This is a genomic window from Kitasatospora sp. NPDC028055 (genome assembly GCF_040637885.1).
In the GTDB taxonomy this organism is placed as follows: domain Bacteria; phylum Actinomycetota; class Actinomycetes; order Streptomycetales; family Streptomycetaceae; genus Kitasatospora.
On the sequence record NZ_JBEZXE010000007.1, the window covers coordinates 102,503 to 124,525 of the forward strand.

Sequence of the window (22,023 nt, forward strand, 5' to 3'; positions counted from 1 at the left end):
CACCGACCGGAGTTGGCGGACCTTCCGGGGCCGGGCCTCCGACGGGCGGAGGTCCTGCCGCGCCGTACGCGGGGCCTGACAGAACCCACACCATGCCGCACCGGGCACTGTCGACGCAATTCCCGCCTGCGTGGCGCATGTCACATTCACCGTACGGAAGTTCTCCGGACAGAAAGCACTCGATGTGATGAAAGGGACGGGGCCCGCTCCGTCAGGAGCGGGCCCCACACAACAAGTTGAACCTATTGTCCGACTATGCCCCGTTCAGGGACGGTTCACGGGTGGATGTCCTCCAGCATCTCCGTGACCAGCGCCGCGATCGGCGACCGCTCCGAGCGGGTGAGCGTGATGTGCGCGAAGAGCGGATGCCCCTTCAACTTCTCCACCACGGCCACCACGCCGTCGTACCGGCCGACCCGGAGGTTGTCCCGCTGCGCCACGTCGTGGGTGAGCACCACCCGCGAGCCCTGGCCGATCCGGGACAGCACCGTCAGCAGGACGTTCCGCTCCAGCGACTGGGCCTCGTCCACGATCACGAAGGCGTCGTGCAACGAACGCCCCCGGATGTGGGTCAGCGGCAGCACCTCCAGCATCCCCCGGCCGATGACCTCCTCGATCACGTCCGGGGTGGTGACCGCCGAGAGGGTGTCGAAGACCGCCTGGGCCCAGGGGCCCATCTTCTCCGCCTCGCTGCCGGGCAGGTAGCCGAGCTCCTGGCCGCCGACCGCGTACAGCGGCCGGAAGACCATCACCTTGCGGTGCTGCCTCCGCTCCAGCACCGCCTCCAGCCCGGCGCACAGCGCCAGCGCCGACTTGCCCGTCCCGGCCCGGCCGCCCATCGACACGATGCCGATGTCCGGATCGAGCAGCAGGTCCAGCGCCACCCGCTGCTCGGCGCTGCGCCCGCGCAGCCCGAAGGCCTCGCGCTCGCCGCGCACCAACCGGACCCGTCCGTCGCCGGTGACCCGGCCGAGTGCCCGGCCGCGCTCCGAGGTGAGCACCAGCCCGGTGTGCACCGGGAGCTCGTCGACCCCGTCGATGTCCACGGCGGCGTCCTGGCCGGCCGCGAACAGCGCGTCGACCTGGTCGGCCGCGACGTGCAGCTCGGACATGCCCGTCCAGCCGGAGGTGATCGCGAGCTCGGCCCGGTACTCCTCCGCGAGCAGCCCCACCGAGCTGGCCTTGATCCGCAGCGGGAGGTCCTTGGAGACGACGGTGACGTCGTAGCCCTCGGCCTGGAGGTTGCGGGCGACCGCCAGGATCCGGGTGTCCGCCTCGCCTCCGCCCGCCCGGTAGCCGGCCGGCAGTATCGAGACGTCCGAGTGGTTGAGCTCCACCCGGATCGTCCCGCCCAGCTCGCCCACCGGGATCGGCTCGTCGAGCCGGCCGTGGCGGATGCGGTAGTCGTCGAGCAGGCGCAGCGCCTGGCGGGCGAAGTAGCCCAGCTCGGGGTGGTGGCGCTTGGCCTCCAGCTCGGTGACGACCACCACCGGGAGGACGACCTCGTGCTCCTCGAAGCGGGTCATGGCGAGCGGGTCCGCCAGGAGCACGCTGGTGTCGAGAACGTACGTGCGCCGGTCTGGTGTCCGGCGGCTCTTGGAACTGACCACTAGGCCTCCAGAGCGGATGACCCTGCGTCATCCGCGGCAAGCCGGCCCCCGCTGCCCCGGTGGCCTCGGGACCGGACTGACTGGAGTATTCCCAGGCGGGGAGCGGTGCATTCGCGCCCCCGGCGAACTGACGGATCATTGCCGGTGAACGTTTGGCCTCGCGCGCGGCCCGGGTAGGCCAGGCCTACGGCGGTCATTTCGCCCGGACGCACGGCCGAGGGGCCGGGATCCGCCCGGGGAACGGCCGCTCGGGCGCCCCCGGCGAGCCCGGCGGGAGGCCCGGTGGGCCCACCGGCGGGCCGGGCGGGCGCCGGATCAGAGGCCGAGCCGCCGGTGCCGCTGTTCGAAGGCGCGCAGCGCGCGCAGGAAGTCGACCTTGCGGAAGGCCGGCCAGTACGCCTCGCAGAAGTAGAACTCGCTGTGGGCGCTCTGCCAGAGCAGGAATCCGGACAGCCGCTGCTCGCCCGAGGTACGGATGATCAGGTCCGGGTCGGGCTGGTTGGCGGTGTAGAGGTGCTCCGAGATGTGCTCGACGGTCAGGATCTCGGCCAGTTCCTCGATCGGGGTGCCGCGCCCGGCGTGCTCCTGGAGCAGCGAGCGGACCGCGTCGGCGATCTCGTGCCGGCCGCCGTAGCCGACCGCGACGTTGACGGTGATGCCGTCGATCCCGGCGGTCTCCTCGGCGGCGCGCTTGAGCACGTCGGCGGTGTGCTGCGGGAGCAGGTCCAGCGCGCCGACCGGGTTGACCCGCCAGCGGCGGGCGGCGGCCAGGCCGGTGACGGCGTCCTCGATGATGCCGAGCAGCGGGACCAGCTCGTCGGCGGGGCGGTCCAGGTTGTCGGTGGAGAGCATCCACAGGGTGACGACCTTGACGTGGGTCTCGTCGCACCAGCCGAGGAACTCGCTGATCTTGTCGGCGCCGCGCTGGTGGCCGTACGCGGTGGAGCCGCCGGCGGCCTTGGCCCAGCGGCGGTTGCCGTCCAGGATCACGCCGATGTGGTGCGGGGTGCGCGCGAGGTGGACCTCGACCCGTCGGCCGTAGAGCCCGTACAGCCCGCCCAACAGGGTGCGCAGCCCCGGCGTCCGTTCGGCGACATCGCGCAGACCCATGGTTTCCCGGCCCCTCCGTACTCGTTCAGGCTGGTGCGTCACCGCCCCGGCGCAGCCTACTCCCGCGCGCAGGCACGCGGTAAAGCCGCAGGTAGCGGTCTGGTCACGGTCCTGTGCGAAGTCTGTCGCGACGGGCGCGTCACGGCCTGCGGGGCGGTGTGCCGGGGGTGGACACGGAACGGTCTCCGATTCCTTAAGGGAGCCGTAAGCCGGATGTTGCGTCCTTGACGACCGGCAATGGTCTAGTCCAGCTTTTGACCCGAGGCGGAACGAAACGATCCCGCCCCCCGGAGTCACCCGCGGACCTCCCCTCCCCCACACGCGGCCGCCGCGCCCCCCACCGCGGCGGCCGCTCCTCCCCCAGGAGCGTCACCCCATGGCCCGTACCCCGCAGCAGCCCGCGCACCGGCGCCGGCGCAGCCCCCTCCCGGCCCTCGCGGCCGGCGCCACCGCCCTCGCCCTGGCCGGCGGCGGCCTCGCCCTCTTCGCCGGCGGCGCCAGCGCGGCGGACGGCAACCTGGTCGGCAACGGCGGCTTCGAGAACGGACTGGCCGGCTGGTCCTGCACCGGCGGCGCGACCGCGGTGTCCTCGCCGACCCACTCCGGCACCGGTGCGCTGCAGGCCGCCCCCGGCGCGAGCGACACCGCGGAGTGCACCCAGACCATCAGCGTGCTGCCCAACACCAGCTACACCCTGAGCGCCTGGGTGCAGGGCCCGTACGTCTACCTCGGTGCGCGCGGCACCGGCGGGACGGACCCGTCCACCTGGTCGAACCAGAGCAGCTGGAACCAGCTGACCAGCACCTTCACCACCGGGGCGAACGCCACCAGCGTCACCGTCTACCTGCACGGCTGGTACGGGCAGGGCGCCTACCTCGCCGACGACGTCGCGCTGGTCGGACCGGGCGGCACCTCCACGCCGTCCCCGACGGCCACCCCCACCCGGACGCCGACCCCGACGCCGACGGCCACCGCCACGGCGACCCAGACGCCGACCCAGACCCCCACCGCGACGCCCAACCCGACGGCCACGCCGACCCCGACGCCGACCGCCACCACCACCCCGCCGGCCACCGGCCTGCCGGCCCACGCGGTCACCGGCTACTGGCAGAACTTCGACAACGGCTCGACCCCGCAGCGCCTGGGCGACGTGCAGAGCGCGTACGACATCATCGCGGTCTCCTTCGCCGACGCCGTGCCCACCCGGACCGGCGCGATCAGCTTCACCCTGGACCCGGGCCTGTCCAAGGCGCTCGGCGGCTACACCGACGCCCAGTTCCGCGCCGACATCAAGGCCAAGCAGGCGGCCGGCAAGAAGGTCATCCTCTCCATCGGCGGCCAGAACGGCGCGATCACCGTCGGCGACGCCACCGCCGGGGCGAACTTCGCCGACAGTGCCTACGCGATCATCAAGGACTACGGCTTCGACGGCATCGACGTCGACCTGGAGAACGGCGTCCAGGCCGGCCCGCTCGGGGCCGCGCTGCACTCCCTGCAGGCCAAGGTCGGCCCCGGCTTCGTGCTGACCATGGCCCCCGAGACCATCGGGATGTACAGCACCTCCGGCGCCTACTTCCAGCTGGCGCTGGCCACCAAGGACATCCTGACCGTCGTCAACACCCAGTTCTACAACTCGGGCGGGATGAACGGCTGCGACGGCAAGGTCTACAACCAGGGCACGGTCGACTTCATCACCTCGCAGGTCTGCACCCACATCCAGGGCGGCCTGCGGCCCGACCAGGTCGGCATCGGCGTCCCGGCCTCCGCCAAGGCGGCCGGCGGCGGCTACGTCGACCCGTCCGTGGTGAACAACGCGCTCAACTGCCTGGCCACCGGCAACAACTGCGGCAGCTTCGTGCCGCCGGCCAAGTGGCCCACCATCCGGGGCGCGATGACCTGGTCCACCAACTGGGACGCCAACAACGGCAACGCCTTCTCCAACACGGTCGGCCCGTTCGTCCACAAGCTGCCCTGAGCCGCTTCCGGGCCCAACTCCCCTCGGCGCGCCACTCCTTGAGGGTGGGGTCGGCGCGCCGACGGCGGGGCCCGTCGTACCGGACCGGTACGGCGGGCCCGCGCCGCTACCGCGCCAGCACCGCGGTGAGCGCACCGAGCAGCAGGAAGGGGCCGACCGGGACCTCCAGTCCGCGCCACGGGCGGCGGCGGACCAGCAGGGCGGCGACCCGCAGGGTGCCCCACAGGCCGGCGAGCACCACGGCCGCGGCCAACCCACCGATCGCGACCCACCAGCCGTACCAGCCCAGCAGCCCGCCCAGGGCGAGCCCGAGCGGTGAGTCCCCGGGGCCCAACGCGCCGATCTGGACGGCGACTTCGAGCAGTGCGCCGACCGCCAGCGCGACCAGCAGGCAGCGCAGCAGCACCCCCGGGCGCCCCTCGGCCAGCGCCGCCACCGCCAGCAGCACGGCCACCCCGGCCAGCAGCGGCCCGGTCAGCCGGTACGGCAGCCGGCGCACCCGGGCGTCGGTGAAGCCGAGCGCCACCCCGAACGCGCCCGCCCAGGCGAGCGCCGCCGCCTGCGGGCCGTCCGCCGCCCAGGCGACCGCGACCGCGACCGCCGCGGCGACCGCCTCCACCGCCCCCGGCCCGGCCCCCAGCCGCCCCCGGCAGCCCGGGCAGCGACCGGTCGGCGGCAGCAGCCGCCCCACCGGGCGCCCGCACAACGGGCAGGCCTCGCACCAGGGTTCGCCCTCGGGCACGGCGAAGCGGACGACCAGCGCGCGCAGCACGGGAGCCAGCAGGAGGGCGCCCAGCACCGCCCCGGCCACGACCGTCACCACCGGCACTCCCCCTTCTCCTTATCCTTGTCGACTTCTCCTCGCCGACTGCGCTCCGTCGACCTCTCTCCGGCGACCGACCGGCCCCATCTTCCCGCCCGGGGCGGGCGGCCGGTGTGCCGTCCGTCTCGTTCCGGCGGAGAATCCGCCGCAGGGATCGACGGCGTTCCTCGCATACGCGAGCATTCCGGACATCCGGGCAGCGGTTTGGAAGGCCGTTCGACACCCCCGCCTGGTGATCCAAGGAGGCCCTTCCGGGCTCGGCGAGCCGTCCCCCCGGACACCCGGCGCCGGGCCCCGGCGTGCCCCTAAAGTAGGCAGGCATGCAGGTCATCCAGTCCAGCAAGCTCGCCAACGTCTGCTACGACATCCGCGGCCCGGTGCTCGACGAGGCGATGCGGCTGGAGGAACAGGGCCACCGCATCCTCAAGCTCAACACCGGCAACCCGGCCACCTTCGGCTTCGAGGCGCCCCCGGAGATCCTCCAGGACATCCTGCGCAACCTCGCGAACGCGCACGGGTACGGCGACTCCAAGGGCCTGCTCTCGGCCCGCCGCGCCGTGGTGATGCACTACGAGGAGCGCGGCCTGCACGGGCTCTCGGTCGACGACGTCTTCCTCGGCAACGGCGTCTCCGAGCTGATCCAGCTCGCCATGACCGCGCTGCTGGACGACGGCGACGAGGTGCTCGTCCCGGCGCCGGACTACCCGCTGTGGACGGCCTCGGTCTCGCTGGCCGGCGGCACCGCGGTGCACTACCGCTGCGACGAGCAGTCCGAGTGGTACCCGGACCTCGCCGACATCGAGGCCAAGGTCACCGACCGGACCAGGGCCATCGTGGTGATCAACCCGAACAACCCGACCGGCGCGGTCTACCCGCGCGAGGTGCTGGAGGGCATCGCCGAGATCGCCCGCCGGCACCAGCTGGTGGTCTACGCGGACGAGATCTACGACAAGATCCTCTACGACGACGCCGAGCACGTCCCGCTGGCCACCCTGGCCCCGGACCTCTTCTGCGTCACCTTCAACGGACTGTCCAAGGCGTACCGGGTCGCGGGCTTCCGCTCCGGCTGGATGGTGCTCTCCGGCGACCGGCAGCGCGCCCGCAGCTACGTCGAGGGCCTGACCGTGCTCGCCTCGATGCGGCTGTGCGCCAACATGCCGGCCCAGCACGCGGTGGCCGCCGCGCTCGGCGGACGGCAGTCGATCAAGGACCTGGTACTGCCCGGCGGCCGGCTGCTCGCCTCCCGCGACGCCGCGTACGAGCTGCTCAACCAGATCCCCGGCGTGAGCTGCGTCAAGCCGAAGGGCGCGCTGTACGCCTTCCCCCGGCTGGACCCGAAGGTCTACAAGATCAAGGACGACGCCCAGATGGTGCTGGACCTGCTGCGCTCCCAGCGCATCCTGCTGGTCCAGGGCACCGGCTTCAACTGGCCCGAGCCGGACCACTTCCGACTGGTCACGCTGCCGCGGCCGGAGGAGATCACCGACGCGGTGACCAGGATCGGCGACTTCCTCAGCGGCTACACCCAGCCCTGACCCTCCTGCCGGAGGGGCGCTCTCTCCCCACAGGAGGGGAAACACTACGGCCGGAGTCCCGGCCCTGGTGGTCTCCTTGGTCGGGGAAAGACCACCCGGCGGAACTCCGGCCGTCCCGTCACTCGGTCGGCGCGCGGTTCGTGCCGCGCGCCGACCTCTCGCTCGGCTGAGGCTCAGGCTCAGCCGAGGCGCGCGACCAGGCTCCGGTACTCGTCCCACAGCTCCTTCGGGGTGTGGTCGCCGAACAGCTCCAGGTGGGCCGGCACCAGCGCGGCCTCCTGGCGCCAGATGTCGGTGTCCACGGTGAAGAGCAGGTCGAGGTCCTCCTCGGACAGCTTGAGGTCACCCAGGTCGAAGCCCTCGACCTTCGGCAGCACGCCGATCGGGGTCTCGACGCCGTCGGCGGTGCCCTCCAGGCGCTCGACGATCCACTTGAGCACGCGGCTGTTCTCGCCGTAGCCGGGCCAGACGAACTTGCCCTCGGCGTTCTTGCGGAACCAGTTGACGTAGTAGATCTTCGGCAGCTTGGCGGCGTCCGCCTGGGCGCCGACCTTCAGCCAGTGGGCGAAGTAGTCGCCCATGTTGTAGCCGCAGAACGGCAGCATCGCGAACGGGTCGCGGCGCAGCTCGCCGACGGTGCCCTCGGCGGCGGCGGTCTTCTCGGAGGCGATGTTGGCGCCCAGGAAGACGCCGTGCTGCCAGTTGAAGGACTCGGTGACCAGCGGGACGGCGGTGGCCCGGCGGCCGCCGAACAGGATCGCCGAGATCGGCACGCCCGCCGGGTCCTCCCACTCGGGGGCGATGGTCGGGCACTGCGCGGCCGGGACGGCGAAGCGGGCGTTCGGGTGGGCGGCGGGGGTGCCGGACTCGGGGGTCCAGTCGTTGCCGCGCCAGTCGGTGAGGTGCGCCGGGGGTTCCTCGGTGAGGCCCTCCCACCACACGTCGCCGTCGTCGGTGAGGGCGACGTTGGTGAAGACGGTGTTGCCCCAGAGGGTGTCGATGGCGTTGGCGTTGGTGTCCACGCCGGTGCCGGGGGCGACACCGAAGAAGCCGGCCTCGGGGTTGATCGCGTAGAGGCGGCCGTCCGCGCCGAAGCGCATCCAGGCGATGTCGTCGCCGATGGTCTCGACCTTCCAGCCCGGGATGGTCGGCTGGAGCATGGCCAGGTTGGTCTTGCCGCAGGCCGACGGGAAGGCGGCCGCGACGTACTTGACCTCACCGGACGGCGGGGTGAGCTTGAGGATGAGCATGTGCTCGGCCAGCCAGCCCTCGTCGCGGGCCATGGTCGAGGCGATGCGCAGCGCGTAGCACTTCTTGCCCAGCAGGGCGTTGCCGCCGTAGCCGGAGCCGAAGGACCAGATCTCCTTGGTCTCCGGGAAGTGCGAGATGTACTTGGTGCTGTTGCACGGCCACGGCACGTCCGCCTCGCCCTCGGCGAGCGGGGCGCCGACGGTGTGCACGGCCTTGACGAAGTCCCCGTCCTCGCCGAGCTGCTCGAGCACGGCCTTGCCCATGCGGGTCATCACGCGCATCGACACCGCGACGTAGGCGGAGTCGGTGATCTCGACGCCGTACGCGGCCAGCGGGGAGCCGACCGGGCCCATCGAGAAGGGCACGACGTACATCGTGCGGCCCTTCATCGCGCCGCGGAACAGGCCCTGCTCGCCCTGGAAGACCTCGCGCATCTCGGCGGGGGCCTTCCAGTGGTTGGTCGGTCCGGCGTCCTTCTCCTGCTCGGAACAGATGAAGGTGCGGTCCTCCACGCGCGCGACGTCGGACGGGTCCGAGGCGGCGTAGTAGGAGTTGGGGCGCTTCTCCTCGTTCAGCTTCTTGAAGGTGCCCTGAGCCACCAGCAGGTCCGCGAGGCGCTGGTACTCCTCGTCGGAACCGTCGCACCACTCGATGCGGTCCGGCTGGGTGAGCTCGGCGATCTCGCTCACCCAAGCGAGCAGCTGCTTGTGGCGGGTGGGCGCGGATGCGCTGAGAGCAGAGATCTCGTACGACACGATCGCTCCGTTTCACGCCGTCCCGGCGGGGAGACGGCGTAGCGGTGGTCTGAGGGTGCTTGCAGCGTAGACCCGGCTCCTGGCCCCCAGTGCGGCGCTGCGGCGAAATTGACGCATCTTTTACTACAGTAAGTATGATTACTGGCCAGTATTGCGTCGTTCACGTCCCGGACGGAGTGCGCGGCGCCACACTCCGATTGCTCCAAAACGTCCAAGAGTGATGAGCACCACTTCCTTACGCATCAGTAACCTACGGTCCCGTAGGTAGCGGGTAGCATGCTGCCCATGACTGCTGCTGCGCTCGCGGAGAGCACTGGGGAGAGCCCGGCCGAGAGCCGGGAGGACAAGCCGAAGTGGCGCGGCTGGCTGCACGCCGCGATGTTCCCCGCCACCGTCGCCGCCGGGATCGTGCTGATCTGCCTGGCCGACTCCACACCGGCCAAGATCGCCTGCGCGGTCTACTCGGTCAGCGCCTGGCTGCTGTTCGGCGTCAGCGCGGTCTACCACCGCTTCGACTGGGGCCCGCGCGGGGACGCCGTGCTCCGGCGGCTGGACCACGCGAACATCTTCCTGATCATCGCGGGCACCTACACGCCGTTCACGATCCTGCTGCTCAACGGCGCCGACCAGCAGATACTTCTCTGGGTCGCCTGGGGCGGGGCGCTCGCCGGAATAGCCTTCCGGGTGTTCTGGGTCGGCGCGCCGCGTTGGCTGTACACCCCCGTGTACATCGCGCTGGGCTGGGCCGCCGCCTTCTTCCTGCCGGACTTCCTGCGCACCGGCGGCGTCGCCGTCCTGGTGCTGATGATCGTCGGCGGGGTGCTCTACAGCATCGGCGGCGTGGTGTACGGGCTCAAGCGGCCCAACCCCTCACCGCGCTGGTTCGGCTTCCACGAGGTGTTCCACGCCTTCACCCTCGGAGCCTTCATCGTGCAGTACGTCGGCGTCTCACTGGTGGCGTACAGCGCGGCCGGCTGAACCCGGCGCGCCCCGACGGGCGGCCGTCCGGTCCGTGGACCGGGTGGCCGCCCGTTCGGCTGTCCAGGGCCGCTCGTACGCGGCCCGGCCCTGCGGGCGGCGCGGGTACGGCGGGTGGTCGGCGGCACCCGGCTCCGCCTCCGACTCCAACTCAGACTCCGACTGCCGGTCGACCGGCTGTGCCTGCTCTGCCTGCCCTGCCCGCTGCGCCTGCCCTGCCTGCGACCGTGACCGCGGGGAGCGCACCGCCGCCGCGGACTCCGGCGGCTCCGCCCCGGCCCGTCCGCGCGCCTGCCGCTCGTCCAGTGCCTCCCGGGCCCGGCGGCAGCGCTCGCAGTGGGCGGCGTCCGGGATGCCGCGCCGCGGCCGGTGCCCGGCCCGGGACGGCCGCCGGTGCGCCGCCTGCCAGCGGCGGCCGACGTACACCATGACCAGCAGCGTCTCGATCCCGGCGACCACGAGCACCAGTGGCGCCCCGCTGACCAGGTAGGCCGCGACCACGGCCAGCGCGGACCCCACCACCACGGCCGCGCCCCACGCCTGGGCCCGCGCCTGCCTGTCGTCACTGTCGGCCACTTCGGCTCCCCTTTCCCGGCGCCGGGCTCGTGGTCGGCTCCTGCCGCCCCACCCCTTCTCCGCTCTCGGCACGCGTCCGGCCAGCACTGACCGATTGCCACATGGTATCTACCGACAGTCACCCGGAGCCGCCCCGAGGCGGCGAACGACAGATCAACGTTGCGTCAATTCCCCGTGCGGAAGCAGCACTTCCAGGACACATCACGGAGGGTGATCAGATCGTCACATCATTCCTGAATTGACGGTCGGCCTCTTTTGAGAGTTACTGTCATTTGACAGAAGCTTTCTCAAACCGCAGCCCCTGGAGGTCGCCGTGCCCGCAGACCCGCGCCGCTGGCTCGCCCTGGTCGCCGTCGCCCTGAGCGTCCTGGTGATCAGCTTCGACATGACGATCCTGAACGTCGCCCTCCCCACCCTGGCCTCGCAGTTGCAGGCCACCACCGGGCAGCAGCAGTGGATCGTCGACGCCTACACCGTGGTCTTCGCCGCCGCGATGCTCCCGGCCGGCCTGCTCGGCGACCGCTACGGCCGCCGCCGCACGCTCACCGTCGGCCTCGCCCTGTTCGGACTCGCCTCCGCCGTCGGCATGCTCACCGACTCGCCCGCCACCCTGATCGCCGCCCGCGCCGCGATGGGCCTGGCCGCCGCCCTCGTCATGCCGATGTCGCTGGCGGTCATCCCCGGGATCTTCCCGGCCGGCGAACGCCGCCGGGCCACCGCGATCCTCTCCGCCGCGATCGCCGGCGGCGCCCCGCTCGGGCCGCTGATCGGCGGCCTTCTTCTCCAGCACTTCTGGTGGGGCTCGGTCTTCGCCGTCAACGTCCCGCTCACCGTGCTCGGCATCGGCGCCTGCCTCCTGCTGCTGCCCGAGACCCGCAACCCCGCCGCACCCCGGATCGACCTGCCCGGCACCGTCCTCGCCGCCACCGGCCTCGGCGCGCTCACCTACGGCATCATCGAGGGCTCCGACCGCGGCTGGGCCGACCTCCTGGTGCTCACCACCCTGATCGGCTCGGTGGTCCTGCTCACCGCCCTGGTGCTGCGCAGCCGCCACCGCAGCGACCCGATGCTCGACCTCACCCTGCTCGCCGACCCGGCCTTCCGCTGGTCCTCGGTCGCCGCCACCCTGATCTCGCTCGTCCTGTTCGGCGCCTTCTTCGTCCTGCCGCTCTACTTCCAGAGCGTGCTCGGCGCCGACGCCCTCGGCTCCGGACTGCGGCTGATGCCGATGATGCTCGGCCTGCTCGTCGCCGCCCGGCTCAGCGAACGGCTGGTGACACGGCTCGGTGCCCGCGCCGTGATCACCCTCGGCCTGGCCCTGCTCGCCGCCGCCCTGCTGTTCGGCAGCCGCACCGGCAGCGCCGACGGGTACGGGCGGGCCGCGGCCTGGCTCACCGTCCTCGGCCTCGGCATGGGCCTGGCGCTGATCACCGCCCAGGGCTCCGCCCTGATCACCCTGCCGCCCGCCCGGGCCGGCGTCGGCTCCGGACTGCTCCAGACCCTGCGGCAGGTCGGCGGCGCGATCGGGATCGCCGCCTTCGGCAGCCTGCTGGCCGGGTCCTACCGGAGCGCGCTGGACACCGGCGGGCTCCCCGCCGAGGCCGCGCACCGGGCCGAGGCGTCGGTGGTCGCCGCCGACGCCGTCGCCCGGGAGACCGGGCGGCCGGCGCTCGGCGCCGCGGCACACGTGGCGTACGTGCACGGGATGGGCCTCGTACTGCTGGTCGCCGGGCTGGTCGCGGCGGTCTCGGCGGTCCTGGTCGCGGCCCGGATGCCGGCCGGGGAAGCCACCCGGGGCACCCCCGCCGACCGGCCCGAACCCGCCACCGCCGGAGATCACCGATAATCGGGGCCATGAAGAGCGAGCAGCCGACCGCGGCCCTCCCGGACGCCCCGACCAACCCGGTCCAGGCACGGCTGGAGGCGCCGCTGTCGCTGCGCGAGCGGAAGAAGTTGAAGACCCGGCAGACCGTGCGCCGCGAGGCGTACCGCCTGTTCGCCGAGCAGGGCTACGAGAACACCACACTCGAGCAGATCGCCGCCGCCGCCGAGATCTCCCCCTCCACCCTCTTCCGGTACTTCGCCACCAAGGAGGACCTCGTCCTGACCGACGAGTACGACCCGGTGATCACCGCCGCCCTGCTCGACCGGCCGGCCGGTGAACCCTTCCTGCGGTCCTGCCGGGAGGCCCTGATCGGCCTGATCCGCGCCCTGCTCCAGCACGAGCGCCAGGAACTGCTGACCCGGATGCGGCTGGTCACCGAAGTCCCCGCGCTGCGGGCCGGACTGTTCCGGGCCGGCAACAGCCCGCAGGAGCTCTACCTCTCCGTCCTCACCCGACGGGCGGGCGTCGAGCACCCCACGTACGAGATGCGGGTCACGGCCGCCGCCATCGGCGCCGCCACCGTCGAGGCCGTGCTCCAGTGGGCCGCGCAGGACGGCCGGGAGGACATCGCCGACCTGGTCGACCGCACCTTCGCGCTGTTGGAGAGCGGCTTCGCCGGGGTGTGAGCACACGGTGACGGGGCCCGGCTCAGTACAGAGCCGGGCCCCGTCGCGGTCTCAGCGGTTGCCCCGCCTCCGCCGCAGTACCGCACCGGCACCCACCAGCGCGGTGGCGCCGAGCGCGGCGGCCGCCGTCACGGCCGGGAGCCCCGAGCCGCCGTCCGCTCCGGATGCCGCGGAGGCCCTGGAGGCCCCGGAGGCCCCGGAGGCCGCGGCTTGGGCCGCCGGGGCGGCCGCGGCTGCTCCGGCGGCGTTCAGCTCGTAGCCGCCGCCCTTGCCCTCCCGGTCGTACGCCGAGCCGGGCAGCTTGTCCCCGTACCGCTGGTGCACCAGCTGCTGGTACCCGGCCAGCGACACCCCGTCCGCGCCCACCGAGCGCCGGGCCTCGTCGTCCAGCGGCAGCACCCGGCCGTCCCGCAGCACGTACCAGGCGTTGACCTGCGGCTCCCGGAAGGCCGTACCGCCGCCGCTGCCGGCCGCCTTCGCCGCGTAGTCGCTCTCGTCGCCGCCGGAGGCGATGTTGACGACCCGCCAGGAGTCGCCCTGGCGGACCGTCCAGACCGAGGCGGTCTGCCCGTCCGCCGCGACCACCTTGCTCGCCGTGAACTCGGCCTTCGCCACCGGTGCGCCCGGGGTGCCGGACACGAAACCGGCGTCCAGGGTGTAGACCGGCACGGTGTCCCCGGCCAGGCGGGGCGCCGCGTCACTCGCCGCCTTCGCCTCCTCGGCGGCACCGATGGTCAGTTGCTGCGTCGGCGGGACGCCCTTGCGGGCGAAGAAGTGGCCCACCTTGTCGAGTACCGCGGGGTCCTGGACGGCGCTGCGGGCCCCGGCCAGGTCGGCGGCGGGCACCGGTGCGGGGGCGCCGGGTGCGCCGGAAGCGCCTGGTGCGTCGGCCTGCGCGGCCGGGGCGAGCGCCAGCGCGAGGCCGGCGGCGAGCAGGACGGTGACGGCGGCCCGGCGGGCCGTACTGAGCTCGGTCATGGTCGTCCTCACGCGCCGATCCGGTACAGGGAGTGGGTCCAGGAGAACGTGTTGTTGTTCACGTAGTACCAGTAGTCCGCCCAGTTGTAGCGGTAGTTGGACGGCCACGGGTCGCCCCAGTAGACCCAGTTGTTGCCGGTGTCGTACCCGTACAGGACGTGCATGTGCCCGCCGCCCGAGCTCCACTGGATGCGCGTCTCGATCGGACGGTTGGCGTCCACCTCGGACTGCACCGTGCTGTAGCGCAGGTACCCGGTGACGTACGAACCCGGGTTGATGCCGACCCAGTCCAGCCCGTTCTGCACATCGGCCAGCGAGGCCTGGCTGTTCGGGCAGCTGGAGTCGACCGAGCGGCCGAACGCGGCGTTGCAGAACTGGTTCTGGCTGTAGTTGTAGCCGAACCAGGTGGCGATGGTGTTCCCGCTCGCCGCCCAGCACCAGTTGGTCTGCTGTTGCTGCTGCATGGTGATGTTGAGCTTCTTGAAGGTGCCGGCCAGATCGGCCGTGCTGCCGGGTGCCGCCGCCGGGCGGGCCTGGTGCGCGGCCTGGTGGAGGGCGGGGGCGACCGTGGGGGTGGCCGCCGCCGGGGTGCTCACCGCGGCGGTCAGCGCCGGGCCCAGCACACCCAGGGCCAACAGCGAGACCGCGCGGCGCAGCCGTATCCGTGGAACTGGCATGGGGGAATGCCTCCTTGCACGAGTGGAGCGAGGTGCTGTGTGGGGGCGCGGTCCGGATCGCGCCCCGAGCATCGCGCCGCACTCCGGGCCCGGTCAACGGCCCCGGACGGGCCCCGACCGCGGTGTGAACGGGCCCGCGCGGATGTGAACGGCACCCGGGAAACCCCGGCGCGAGCTGCCCGGACCGGTGACAAACCGCCGCCCGGATGTGAATATTCACGGTCAAAACCCGGTCCGCGCCCGCCAGGAGGCCGCCATCCACCGAAGCGACCCAGCCGACCTCGCCGCCGCCCTGCGCACCGGCCCGTTCCACCTCGCCCTGCGCACCGCCATCGCCACCCGCGGCCTCACCCTGCACCGCATCCGCCGCCACCTCGCCCTGCGGGGCGTCAACGTCGGCCTCACCAGCCTCAGTTACTGGCAGCAGGGGCAACGACGGCCCGAACGCCCCGAATCACTGCGCGCCGTCGCCGCCCTCGAAGACGTCCTCGACCTCCCCGAACACTCCCTCACCCGGCTCCTCGGCCCCCGCCGCACCGCCCCGGCCGCCGGACCCCCCGTCCGCCCCTACCGCGACCTGATCTCCCCGCCCACCGCCGTCGACGGCCTGCTCGCCACCCTCGCCGGCCCCCGCGACACCGGCCTGCACACCATCACCCACATCGAACGCATCCGCGTCGGCCCCGACCGCCAACTCACCCGCCGCGACTCCCAACACGCCCTGCGCGCCCACCGCGACGGCATCGACCGCTACCTCGCCCTCCACCAGGGCGACCCCGGCAGCGACACCGCACTCGTCGGCGTCCGCGCCGAGGAGAACTGCCGCCCCGGCCGCATCCGCCGCGACCAGGCCCACCACCTCCTCGCCGCCGAACTCCTCCTCGACCGGCGCCTGCGCGCGGGCGACACCCACCTCCTCGGCTACGGCTTCGACGACGCCCCCTCCCCCACCCCCAGCTGCGAATACGTCCGCGGCTTCAACTCCGGCGCCGGCCAGTACGTCCTCCAGATCACCTTCCACCCCAGCGCCCTCCCCGTCCGCTGCCACCGCATCGCCCTCCACTCCCCCGGCGCACCCCCCTACGAGACCGAGGAACTCACCCTCGACGGCCACCACTGCGTCCACCTGGTCGCCACGGCGATCCGGCCGTGCATCCTGGGCATCCGGTGGGACTGGGAGTGAGGCGGAGCGGTCAGTGCGACCAGTACGGGTCGTCGAGGTCGGGGGCGGGAGCCTGGCCGGTCTGTCGCTCGCCGATCGGAGGGGCGCCGTAGTCCTTCTCGGGCTGGTAGTGCACCCCGAAGACATCCGCGCTCAGGGTCACCGTCACGGCCGAGTCGGCCGTGACCGTGGCCACCGAGATCGTGAACAGGGTGTCCCCGCGCCCGGAGCAGTGAAGCTGGGTGTAGTGCGTCGCCTGGCTGCCCGTGGTGGTGTCGGACCGCCGGCAGTCCCCGCCCCAGAACCGCGCCATCCCGTCCAGCAGCACCGGGACCTTCGAGGGCGCCACCTTCGTCCGGACCGACGCCACTTCGCGGACATCGGAGCGCAGGCTCGGCTCACCGTCGGCGTGCTCCTGACGTCGGTCCACGACGTAGAAACCGCCGAAGTAGGACAGCGGCGGGGTGATCGCTGCCATGGCCGCCCGCATGGTCCCGTCGAGTCGCGCCTTCGCCTCACTCGGGCTCAGCAGGTCGGCGCCCCGGTCCATCAGGGCCATCGGACCGTACCCGTTGTGGAACAGCCCCACCCCGGTAGCCAGGACGACCACCGCCGCCACGGAACAGCCCAGCACTCGCCGCGGCCGCTTCACCCGCGTTGACCCTGCAGTTTGACGCCCCCGCTGCCCGTGACGACGGCCGCGATGTTGTCCAGCGAGGGCCCGCCGCGCCCGTTCAGGTACTTGGTGTGCGCGTCGATGGGGTTGCCACGGCTCCAGTCGTCGACGGTGAAGCGGTTGGCACCGAAGTGCTTGCTGGACGGATCCCGTCCGTACCAGCGCTCGTCCGGGTCGAGGCTGAACTTCGACGGGGCGTGCGTCACGACGTCGTTGTCAGCGGCACCCACCCAGACGTGACCGGCGGGCATCCTGAGGTCAGCGGCCTTGTCCACGCCGACACCCGGGCTGCCGATGAAGACCACGTCGTCCGGCGGCACGTAGGGCGATCCCGGCTGGGTGGCGAGCTTGGTGGCCTGGCCGACCAGGTAGGACCCGTAACTGTGCCCGACCGCGGTGACATGCGGGGGCTGGGTGCCCTCGTGGCTCGCCCGCACCCCGCTCAGGAAGTTCGCGTACGCCGGGGCGCCGTCCTTGCCCGCCTTCGTCGACGCGGCGCCGAGGTCCATCCCCGGCGAGTCGTAACCGAGCCAGACCACCGAGGCGACGGAGTGGCCGGCCGGGGCCTTGCTGCTCGCGGCGCGGTAGAGGTTCAGACCGTTCTCCGCCTCGTTGGTCCCGTCGTTCTCCCCGGGCCCGAGGCTGGCCATGGTGGTGGTGATCCCCGGAACGTACGCGGAGATGTCGGTGGCGGTGTCGGGGTTCCCGTAGGAGAGGATCGCCCGCCCTTGGCCCTCACTTCCGAGACCGAGCAAGTAGATCGGCGGCTCCCCTGTGTGCTCCGAGAGGCGCTTGTCGATGGGCCCGTAGAGCGAGAGGTAGTGCTTCTCGCTGGCGTTCAGGTCCCCCGGCTTCTTGTCCCTGATGTCCCTCATCAGGGAGTCCAGTTGGTCGCGGTTCACCCTGTCCCGCACCTCCGCCGGAATGCCGTCCAGATTCCCGAGCGCCTCCGGGTGGTGGCTGAGGAACCACTGCTGGCCCTGCGGATCGAGCCCCTTCCACCAGAAGTTGACCTCGGTGGCGGGCGCGCCCTTGAGCGGCATGCTCCGCCGCCACTCCGGGTTGGACGCATCGCCGAACTGTTCCATGTACGCGTCGGCGCCGGCCGTCTTCTCGTCCAGGCCCGACTTGTCCTTGGCGTGCCCGGCGAACCTGTTGAGCCCGGCGGTCAGGGCGTCGTCGGCCTCGGCCGCGTCGGCCAGCGCCTTGGCGATCTGCTTGCTGATCCCGTCGGCGGCCGACTTCTGCTTGGCCTCCCAGTCCGGCGCCTGGTACGGGTTGGTCGACGCGGGCCAGCTCACGGCGCCGGCGTCACTGACCGTGAAGCCCTTCGCCTGTGCGTCCGACAGCGCCTTGATGAGCCTGCCTTGGGCCAATGTCATGGCGTCGGCGCAGTCACGGATCTCCTTGCCGATCAGGCCGAGCTCCGTCACCGCCGCACGCATCTTGCCGGTGAAACCGTCGAGCACCGGCATCGCGGCGTCGGCCGCCGGTCCCGACCACTGGGAGCCGTGGGCCCGGTCGGCGGTCCCGCTCTTCCAGTCCGTGGCGTGTTGCGCCATGGCCTTGCACAGCGTGTCGTACGCCCCCGCCGCCGTGTACAGGTCCGCCGGTTTGGCGTTCCGCAGGCTTGCGATGTCCATCCCCGCACCCCCTGTGTGCCCTGTGTCCCCCGCGACACTCACAGCTACCATAACGTCCGCGGCCGACACGGATGTCAGGGGGAAACCGATGGGACAGGACCCGGGATTCACCGTCAAACCAGGCGAGTTGACCGCCGCCGGGAACAATGCGCTGACGGTCGCCGGCAAGGTCCCCGAGGAGACGGCGAAGCTGGCGGAGCCGAGCGCCACGGCCGCAGGGAGCCTGGCCGGGTGGCAGAGCGGGGCGGCGCTGACGGGGTGCAGCAGCGCGTGGAAGACCTTGCTGGACGGGCTCGCCGCCGACATGAAGGCCGCCGGGGGCCACCTGATCACCTGCGCGCACGACTACCAGAACGCCGACCACCTGCCGCCGCCGACCGCGGCGGCGGCCCACGACCCCTTCGAGACGAAGGTGGTCGGGGTGGCCGGCGTCCATCTCACCAGGGACGCCTGACGCCTTCCGCCTTTCCGCCTCCCACCTCCCCGGTAACGCGCAACTCCGTTACGGCGTAAGGAAGTCCACCACCAGGCAGTCCTCCACCGGCCGGTAGCCGATCTGCTGGTAGATGGAGTTGCTGGTCGGATTGGCGAGGTCGGTGTAGAGCAGCACCTCCTCCGCCCCCAGTCCGAGCACATGGGCGGAGGCGGCCGCGGTGACGGCGCTCGCGTAGCCGCGGCCGCGACGGTCGGCGGGGGTGTAGACCGGGCCGATGCGGGACATTCCGGCGAGCACGGGGCTGGTGGCGGCCAGGGCGACGGGGGTGCCCGCGTCCTCCCAGAGGTGGAGGCCGCCGGAGGCCAGCTTGTCGTCCACGGCCCGGGCCGCGTCGGAGGGGGTGACGTCGACCTCGCTCATGAACTCCTCGTACCAGCGGATGGCCAGTTCCCGGTCGGCCGGTCCCGCGAGCCGGGGCCGGCCGGCGGGCGGGCGCGGCGGGTCGGTGAGCCGGCCGAGCCGGTAGAGCCGCTCCTCGACCCGGACGGACTGTACGGTGCCGGTGGCGGCCGTCCAGGCCTCGGCGAAGGCGCGCACCGGCTCGGCCCCGCCGCCGACTCCGGCGACCTCGGCGAACCCGGGGCCGGCCTCGGCCAGTCGGACCGCCAGTTCGGCAGCCCGGGCCGGGGGCATGGCGGAGAGCCTGGGGGCGAACGGCGGGGTCTGCAGGAACGCGCCTTCGACCGAGCCACCCGGTGCGGCCTGGCACCAGCCGAAGACCGGCGGCTGCTCCCCGAACGTGTCGAGGCCGGATCCGGCGAGCCGGTGGGCGACGGTGAGCAGGACGGTGTTCTCGGCCGGGTGGGCCGCCAGGAAGTCGCCCGCGTGGCGGCGGAAGTCGTCGAGCGAGGTGCTGAGCGTCCAGGTCATGGCCCATCCTCACCCCGCCCGACGCCCACGCGCCAACGGTTATTCGCCTACGACCGCAACGGCGCCGAGCCGTTCGCCGAGCACCGCCGGATCGGTGGTGGGCACCTCGCAGGCGAAGTGCCGGCAGACGTACGCCGCGGGCGCCCCGCCGACCAGCGGGCGGTCGGCCAGCAGCGGCACCTCGGTCTCCCCCGGCGCACCCACCGCCACCACCGCCCCGGGAGCCGTCCCGAGCAAGGCGGCCCGGCGCAGCGCCGCGGTGGCCGGGTGGCCGGCCGGGCCGACGACGGCGACCTCGCGCGGCCCGTCGAGCAGGGCCTCGGCGACGGCGAGGCCCCAGCCGATGAACCGGGGGGCCCGGCCGGCCAGGGCGCCGACGATGCCGAGGGCGCGTTCGGCGGCGGTGCGGTGCCGCTCGGAGCCGGTGTACGCGGCGTAGCCGAGGAGGGCGCCGACGGCGGCGGTCCAGCCGGAGGGAGCGGCGTTGTCGGTCGGGTCCTGGGGGCGGCGGATGAGTTCCTCGGCGTCGTCGGCGGTGTCGTAGAGGGCGCCGGAGGCCTCGTCGGTGAAGTGCTTGAGCACGGTGTCGAGCAGGCCGCCCGCCAACTGGAGCCATTCCGCCTCGCCGGTGACGGCGTAGAGGGCGAGGAAGCCCTCGGCGGTGTCGGCGTAGTCCTCCAGGACGCCGGCGTTGGTGCCGGGGCGGCCGTCCCGGGAGGTGCGCAGCAGCCGGCCGTCGGGGGTGAGGTGGACGGCGAGCAGCAGGTCGGCGGCGCGTTCGGCGGCCTCGACGAGGTCGGGGCGCTCCAGCAGGGCGCCGGTCTCGGCGAGGGCGGCGATGGCGAGGCCGTTCCAGGCGGCGACCACCTTGTCGTCGCGGGCGGGTGCGGGCCGGGCCGCCCGGGCCTGGAGCATCCGCTGCCGGATCTCCTCGTACTCGGCGAAGTCCGCCGGGTCGGTGAGGAGTTGGAGCACGGAGGTGCCGTGCTCGAAGGTGCCTTCGGCGGTGACGGTGAACAGCCGGGCGGCGGTGGCCGCGTCGGCGGGGCCGAGCAGGTCCACCAACTGGCCGGGCTCCCACACGTAGTAGGCACCCTCGGTGGAGGCGCCGGTCTCCTCGTCGAGACTGTCGGCGTCCAGGGCGGACGCGAACGCGCCTTCGGGCGTGCGGAGTTCGCGCAGCAGGAAGTCGGCCGTGGACAGCGCGACCCGGCGGGCGAGCGCGGAGCCGGTGGCCCGCCACAGGTGCAGGTAGGCGCGCAGCAGCAGGGCGTTGTCGTACAGCATCTTCTCGAAGTGCGGCACCACCCAGCCGGCGTCCACGGCGTAGCGGGCGAAGCCGCCGCCGAGCTGGTCGTGGATGCCGCCGCGGGCCATCGCCTCGGCGGTGCGGGCGGCCATCTCCAGGGCGGCTTCGGAGCCGGTCCGGGCGTGGTGGCGGAGCAGGAACTCGATCACCATGGCCGGGGGGAACTTGGGGGCGCCGCCGAAGCCGCCGCGGGCCTGGTCGAACTCCCGGCCGAGGGTGACCAATGCCTGGTGCAAATCGGCTTCGGCGGGCGGGTGGTGGGCGCCGGCCGAGTAGACGGCGGCGCGCTCGGCGAGGTCAGCCCGGATCCGTGCGGCGACCTCACCAACCTCCTCCCGCCGGTCCCGCCAGGCCGCGTCCACGCCCTCCAGCACCTGCCGGAAGGACGGCATCCCGTGCCGCGGGGCGGGCGGGAAGTAGGTGCCGAAGTAGAACGGCTCCTTGCCGGGCGTGAGGAAGACCGTCATCGGCCACCCGCCCTGCCCGGTCGCCGCCTGCACGGCCTCCATGTACACCGCGTCGACGTCCGGCCGCTCCTCCCGGTCCACCTTGACCGCGACGAACCGCTCGTTCAGGTACCCGGCGAGCTCCGCGTCCTCGAAGCTCTCGTGCGCCATCACATGGCACCAGTGACAAGCCGCGTACCCGACGCTCAGCAGCACCGGCACCCCCCGCCGCTCGGCCTCCGCGAAGGCCTCCGGCCCCCAGGGCCACCAGTCGACCGGGTTGTCGGCGTGCTGCAGCAGGTACGGCGAGGTCGCGTCCGCGAGACGGTTCGGCATGCCGCCCATCCTCCCGCATGACAGGCCCCGCAGGCGTCAGGCCGCCCCGCCGGGCCGGCTTCCCCAGGGCCGGGCCGGCTTCCCCATGGCCGTGCGGCCCCGGGCGGGAGGGGCTACTCCTTGGGGGCTTCCGGCTCCTCCGTGAAGTCGACCTTCTTGAACTGCCGGTTCATGGACTTGGCCAGGAACCACGTCGCCACGGCGAGGGCGGCGAAGACGACGAAGCCGAGGAGACCGGGGGTGACCTTGGCGTCGTCGACGGCGAGGTCAGCGGCGAGGTGGACGAGGTTCACGGGGGCGCTCATA

General features: G+C 72.7%; 19 protein-coding genes. 7 read left to right on the forward strand and 12 right to left on the reverse strand.

Features of this window, described 5'->3' with window-relative positions:
• Positions 1 to 275: 275 nt before the first annotated feature.
• Together AB0F71_RS11300 and AB0F71_RS11305 are read right to left on the reverse strand one after the other, a co-directional pair.
• On the reverse strand, positions 276 to 1,610 hold the full coding sequence (locus AB0F71_RS11300; protein ID WP_360230996.1) for a PhoH family protein: 1,335 nt from the start codon (positions 1,608 to 1,610) through the stop codon (positions 276 to 278).
• A gap of 315 nt (positions 1,611 to 1,925) precedes the next feature.
• The gene (locus tag AB0F71_RS11305) at positions 1,926 to 2,720 is read right to left on the reverse strand and encodes an isoprenyl transferase (RefSeq protein WP_360230998.1); all 795 of its coding nucleotides are present in this window, start codon (positions 2,718 to 2,720) and stop codon (positions 1,926 to 1,928) included.
• Positions 2,721 to 3,096: 376 nt separating this feature from the next.
• On the opposite strand from AB0F71_RS11305, the gene AB0F71_RS11310 reads away from it, so the two are divergent.
• Entirely contained in the window at positions 3,097 to 4,695 is a 1,599-nt protein-coding gene (locus tag AB0F71_RS11310; protein ID WP_360231000.1) for a glycosyl hydrolase family 18 protein, read from the forward strand.
• 106 nt (positions 4,696 to 4,801) lie between these two features.
• Here AB0F71_RS11310 and AB0F71_RS11315 read toward each other — a convergent pair whose 3' ends face one another.
• A complete protein-coding gene (locus AB0F71_RS11315; protein ID WP_360231002.1) occupies positions 4,802 to 5,524 on the reverse strand; it encodes a prepilin peptidase in 723 nt (240 codons plus the stop codon).
• A 314-nt stretch (positions 5,525 to 5,838) separates the two neighbouring features.
• Here AB0F71_RS11315 and AB0F71_RS11320 point away from each other — a divergent pair, with 314 nt between their 5' ends.
• A complete protein-coding gene (locus AB0F71_RS11320) occupies positions 5,839 to 7,053 on the forward strand; it encodes a pyridoxal phosphate-dependent aminotransferase (protein WP_360231004.1) in 1,215 nt (404 codons plus the stop codon).
• A 179-nt stretch (positions 7,054 to 7,232) separates the two neighbouring features.
• Here the strand turns inward: AB0F71_RS11320 and AB0F71_RS11325 are convergent, their stop codons facing one another.
• Positions 7,233 to 9,059: a phosphoenolpyruvate carboxykinase (GTP) gene (locus tag AB0F71_RS11325; protein ID WP_360231006.1), complete on the reverse strand. Its 1,827-nt coding sequence runs from the start codon at positions 9,057 to 9,059 to the stop codon at positions 7,233 to 7,235.
• A 285-nt stretch (positions 9,060 to 9,344) separates the two neighbouring features.
• Between AB0F71_RS11325 and AB0F71_RS11330 the strand changes: the two genes are divergently transcribed.
• Entirely contained in the window at positions 9,345 to 10,037 is a 693-nt protein-coding gene (locus AB0F71_RS11330; RefSeq protein ID WP_360231008.1) for a hemolysin III family protein, read from the forward strand.
• On the opposite strand, the gene AB0F71_RS11335 is transcribed toward AB0F71_RS11330, so the two are convergent.
• The gene (locus AB0F71_RS11335) at positions 10,008 to 10,613 is read right to left on the reverse strand and encodes a hypothetical protein (protein WP_360231010.1); all 606 of its coding nucleotides are present in this window, start codon (positions 10,611 to 10,613) and stop codon (positions 10,008 to 10,010) included. The genes AB0F71_RS11330 and AB0F71_RS11335 overlap by 30 nt on opposite strands.
• A gap of 313 nt (positions 10,614 to 10,926) precedes the next feature.
• On the opposite strand from AB0F71_RS11335, the gene AB0F71_RS11340 reads away from it, so the two are divergent.
• On the forward strand, positions 10,927 to 12,459 hold the full coding sequence (locus AB0F71_RS11340; protein WP_360231012.1) for an MFS transporter: 1,533 nt from the start codon (positions 10,927 to 10,929) through the stop codon (positions 12,457 to 12,459).
• 8 nt (positions 12,460 to 12,467) lie between these two features.
• Positions 12,468 to 13,124 (forward strand): TetR family transcriptional regulator, encoded by a 657-nt coding sequence (locus AB0F71_RS11345; protein ID WP_360231014.1) that lies wholly within the window; start codon positions 12,468 to 12,470, stop codon positions 13,122 to 13,124.
• A gap of 51 nt (positions 13,125 to 13,175) precedes the next feature.
• Here AB0F71_RS11345 and AB0F71_RS11350 read toward each other — a convergent pair whose 3' ends face one another.
• Positions 13,176 to 14,102, reverse strand: a complete 927-nt coding sequence (locus AB0F71_RS11350) for a hypothetical protein (protein ID WP_360231017.1) — start codon at positions 14,100 to 14,102, stop codon at positions 13,176 to 13,178.
• A gap of 8 nt (positions 14,103 to 14,110) precedes the next feature.
• Entirely contained in the window at positions 14,111 to 14,779 is a 669-nt protein-coding gene (locus tag AB0F71_RS11355) for a papain-like cysteine protease family protein (protein ID WP_360231019.1), read from the reverse strand.
• 214 nt (positions 14,780 to 14,993) lie between these two features.
• Here AB0F71_RS11355 and AB0F71_RS11360 point away from each other — a divergent pair, with 214 nt between their 5' ends.
• On the forward strand, positions 14,994 to 15,962 hold the full coding sequence (locus AB0F71_RS11360; protein ID WP_360231303.1) for a hypothetical protein: 969 nt from the start codon (positions 14,994 to 14,996) through the stop codon (positions 15,960 to 15,962).
• Between the two features lie 10 nt (positions 15,963 to 15,972).
• Here AB0F71_RS11360 and AB0F71_RS11365 read toward each other — a convergent pair whose 3' ends face one another.
• Together AB0F71_RS11365 and AB0F71_RS11370 are read right to left on the reverse strand one after the other, a co-directional pair.
• A complete protein-coding gene (locus tag AB0F71_RS11365; protein ID WP_360231022.1) occupies positions 15,973 to 16,551 on the reverse strand; it encodes a hypothetical protein in 579 nt (192 codons plus the stop codon).
• Between the two features lie 38 nt (positions 16,552 to 16,589).
• Positions 16,590 to 18,260, reverse strand: coding sequence for an alpha/beta hydrolase (locus AB0F71_RS11370; RefSeq protein WP_360231025.1), 1,671 nt, complete (start codon positions 18,258 to 18,260; stop codon positions 16,590 to 16,592).
• 88 nt (positions 18,261 to 18,348) lie between these two features.
• Between AB0F71_RS11370 and AB0F71_RS11375 the strand changes: the two genes are divergently transcribed.
• Positions 18,349 to 18,714, forward strand: a complete 366-nt coding sequence (locus AB0F71_RS11375; protein WP_360231028.1) for a hypothetical protein — start codon at positions 18,349 to 18,351, stop codon at positions 18,712 to 18,714.
• A 48-nt stretch (positions 18,715 to 18,762) separates the two neighbouring features.
• Here AB0F71_RS11375 and AB0F71_RS11380 read toward each other — a convergent pair whose 3' ends face one another.
• The 3 genes from AB0F71_RS11380 to AB0F71_RS11390 all read right to left on the reverse strand — a co-directional run bounded on the left by AB0F71_RS11380 (position 18,763) and on the right by AB0F71_RS11390 (position 22,022).
• Entirely contained in the window at positions 18,763 to 19,626 is an 864-nt protein-coding gene (locus AB0F71_RS11380; RefSeq protein WP_360231031.1) for a GNAT family N-acetyltransferase, read from the reverse strand.
• Positions 19,627 to 19,665: 39 nt separating this feature from the next.
• On the reverse strand, positions 19,666 to 21,717 hold the full coding sequence (locus AB0F71_RS11385; RefSeq protein WP_360231034.1) for a thioredoxin domain-containing protein: 2,052 nt from the start codon (positions 21,715 to 21,717) through the stop codon (positions 19,666 to 19,668).
• Positions 21,718 to 21,830: 113 nt separating this feature from the next.
• Positions 21,831 to 22,022: a hypothetical protein gene (locus AB0F71_RS11390; RefSeq protein WP_360231037.1), complete on the reverse strand. Its 192-nt coding sequence runs from the start codon at positions 22,020 to 22,022 to the stop codon at positions 21,831 to 21,833.
• Position 22,023 lies beyond the last annotated feature (1 nt).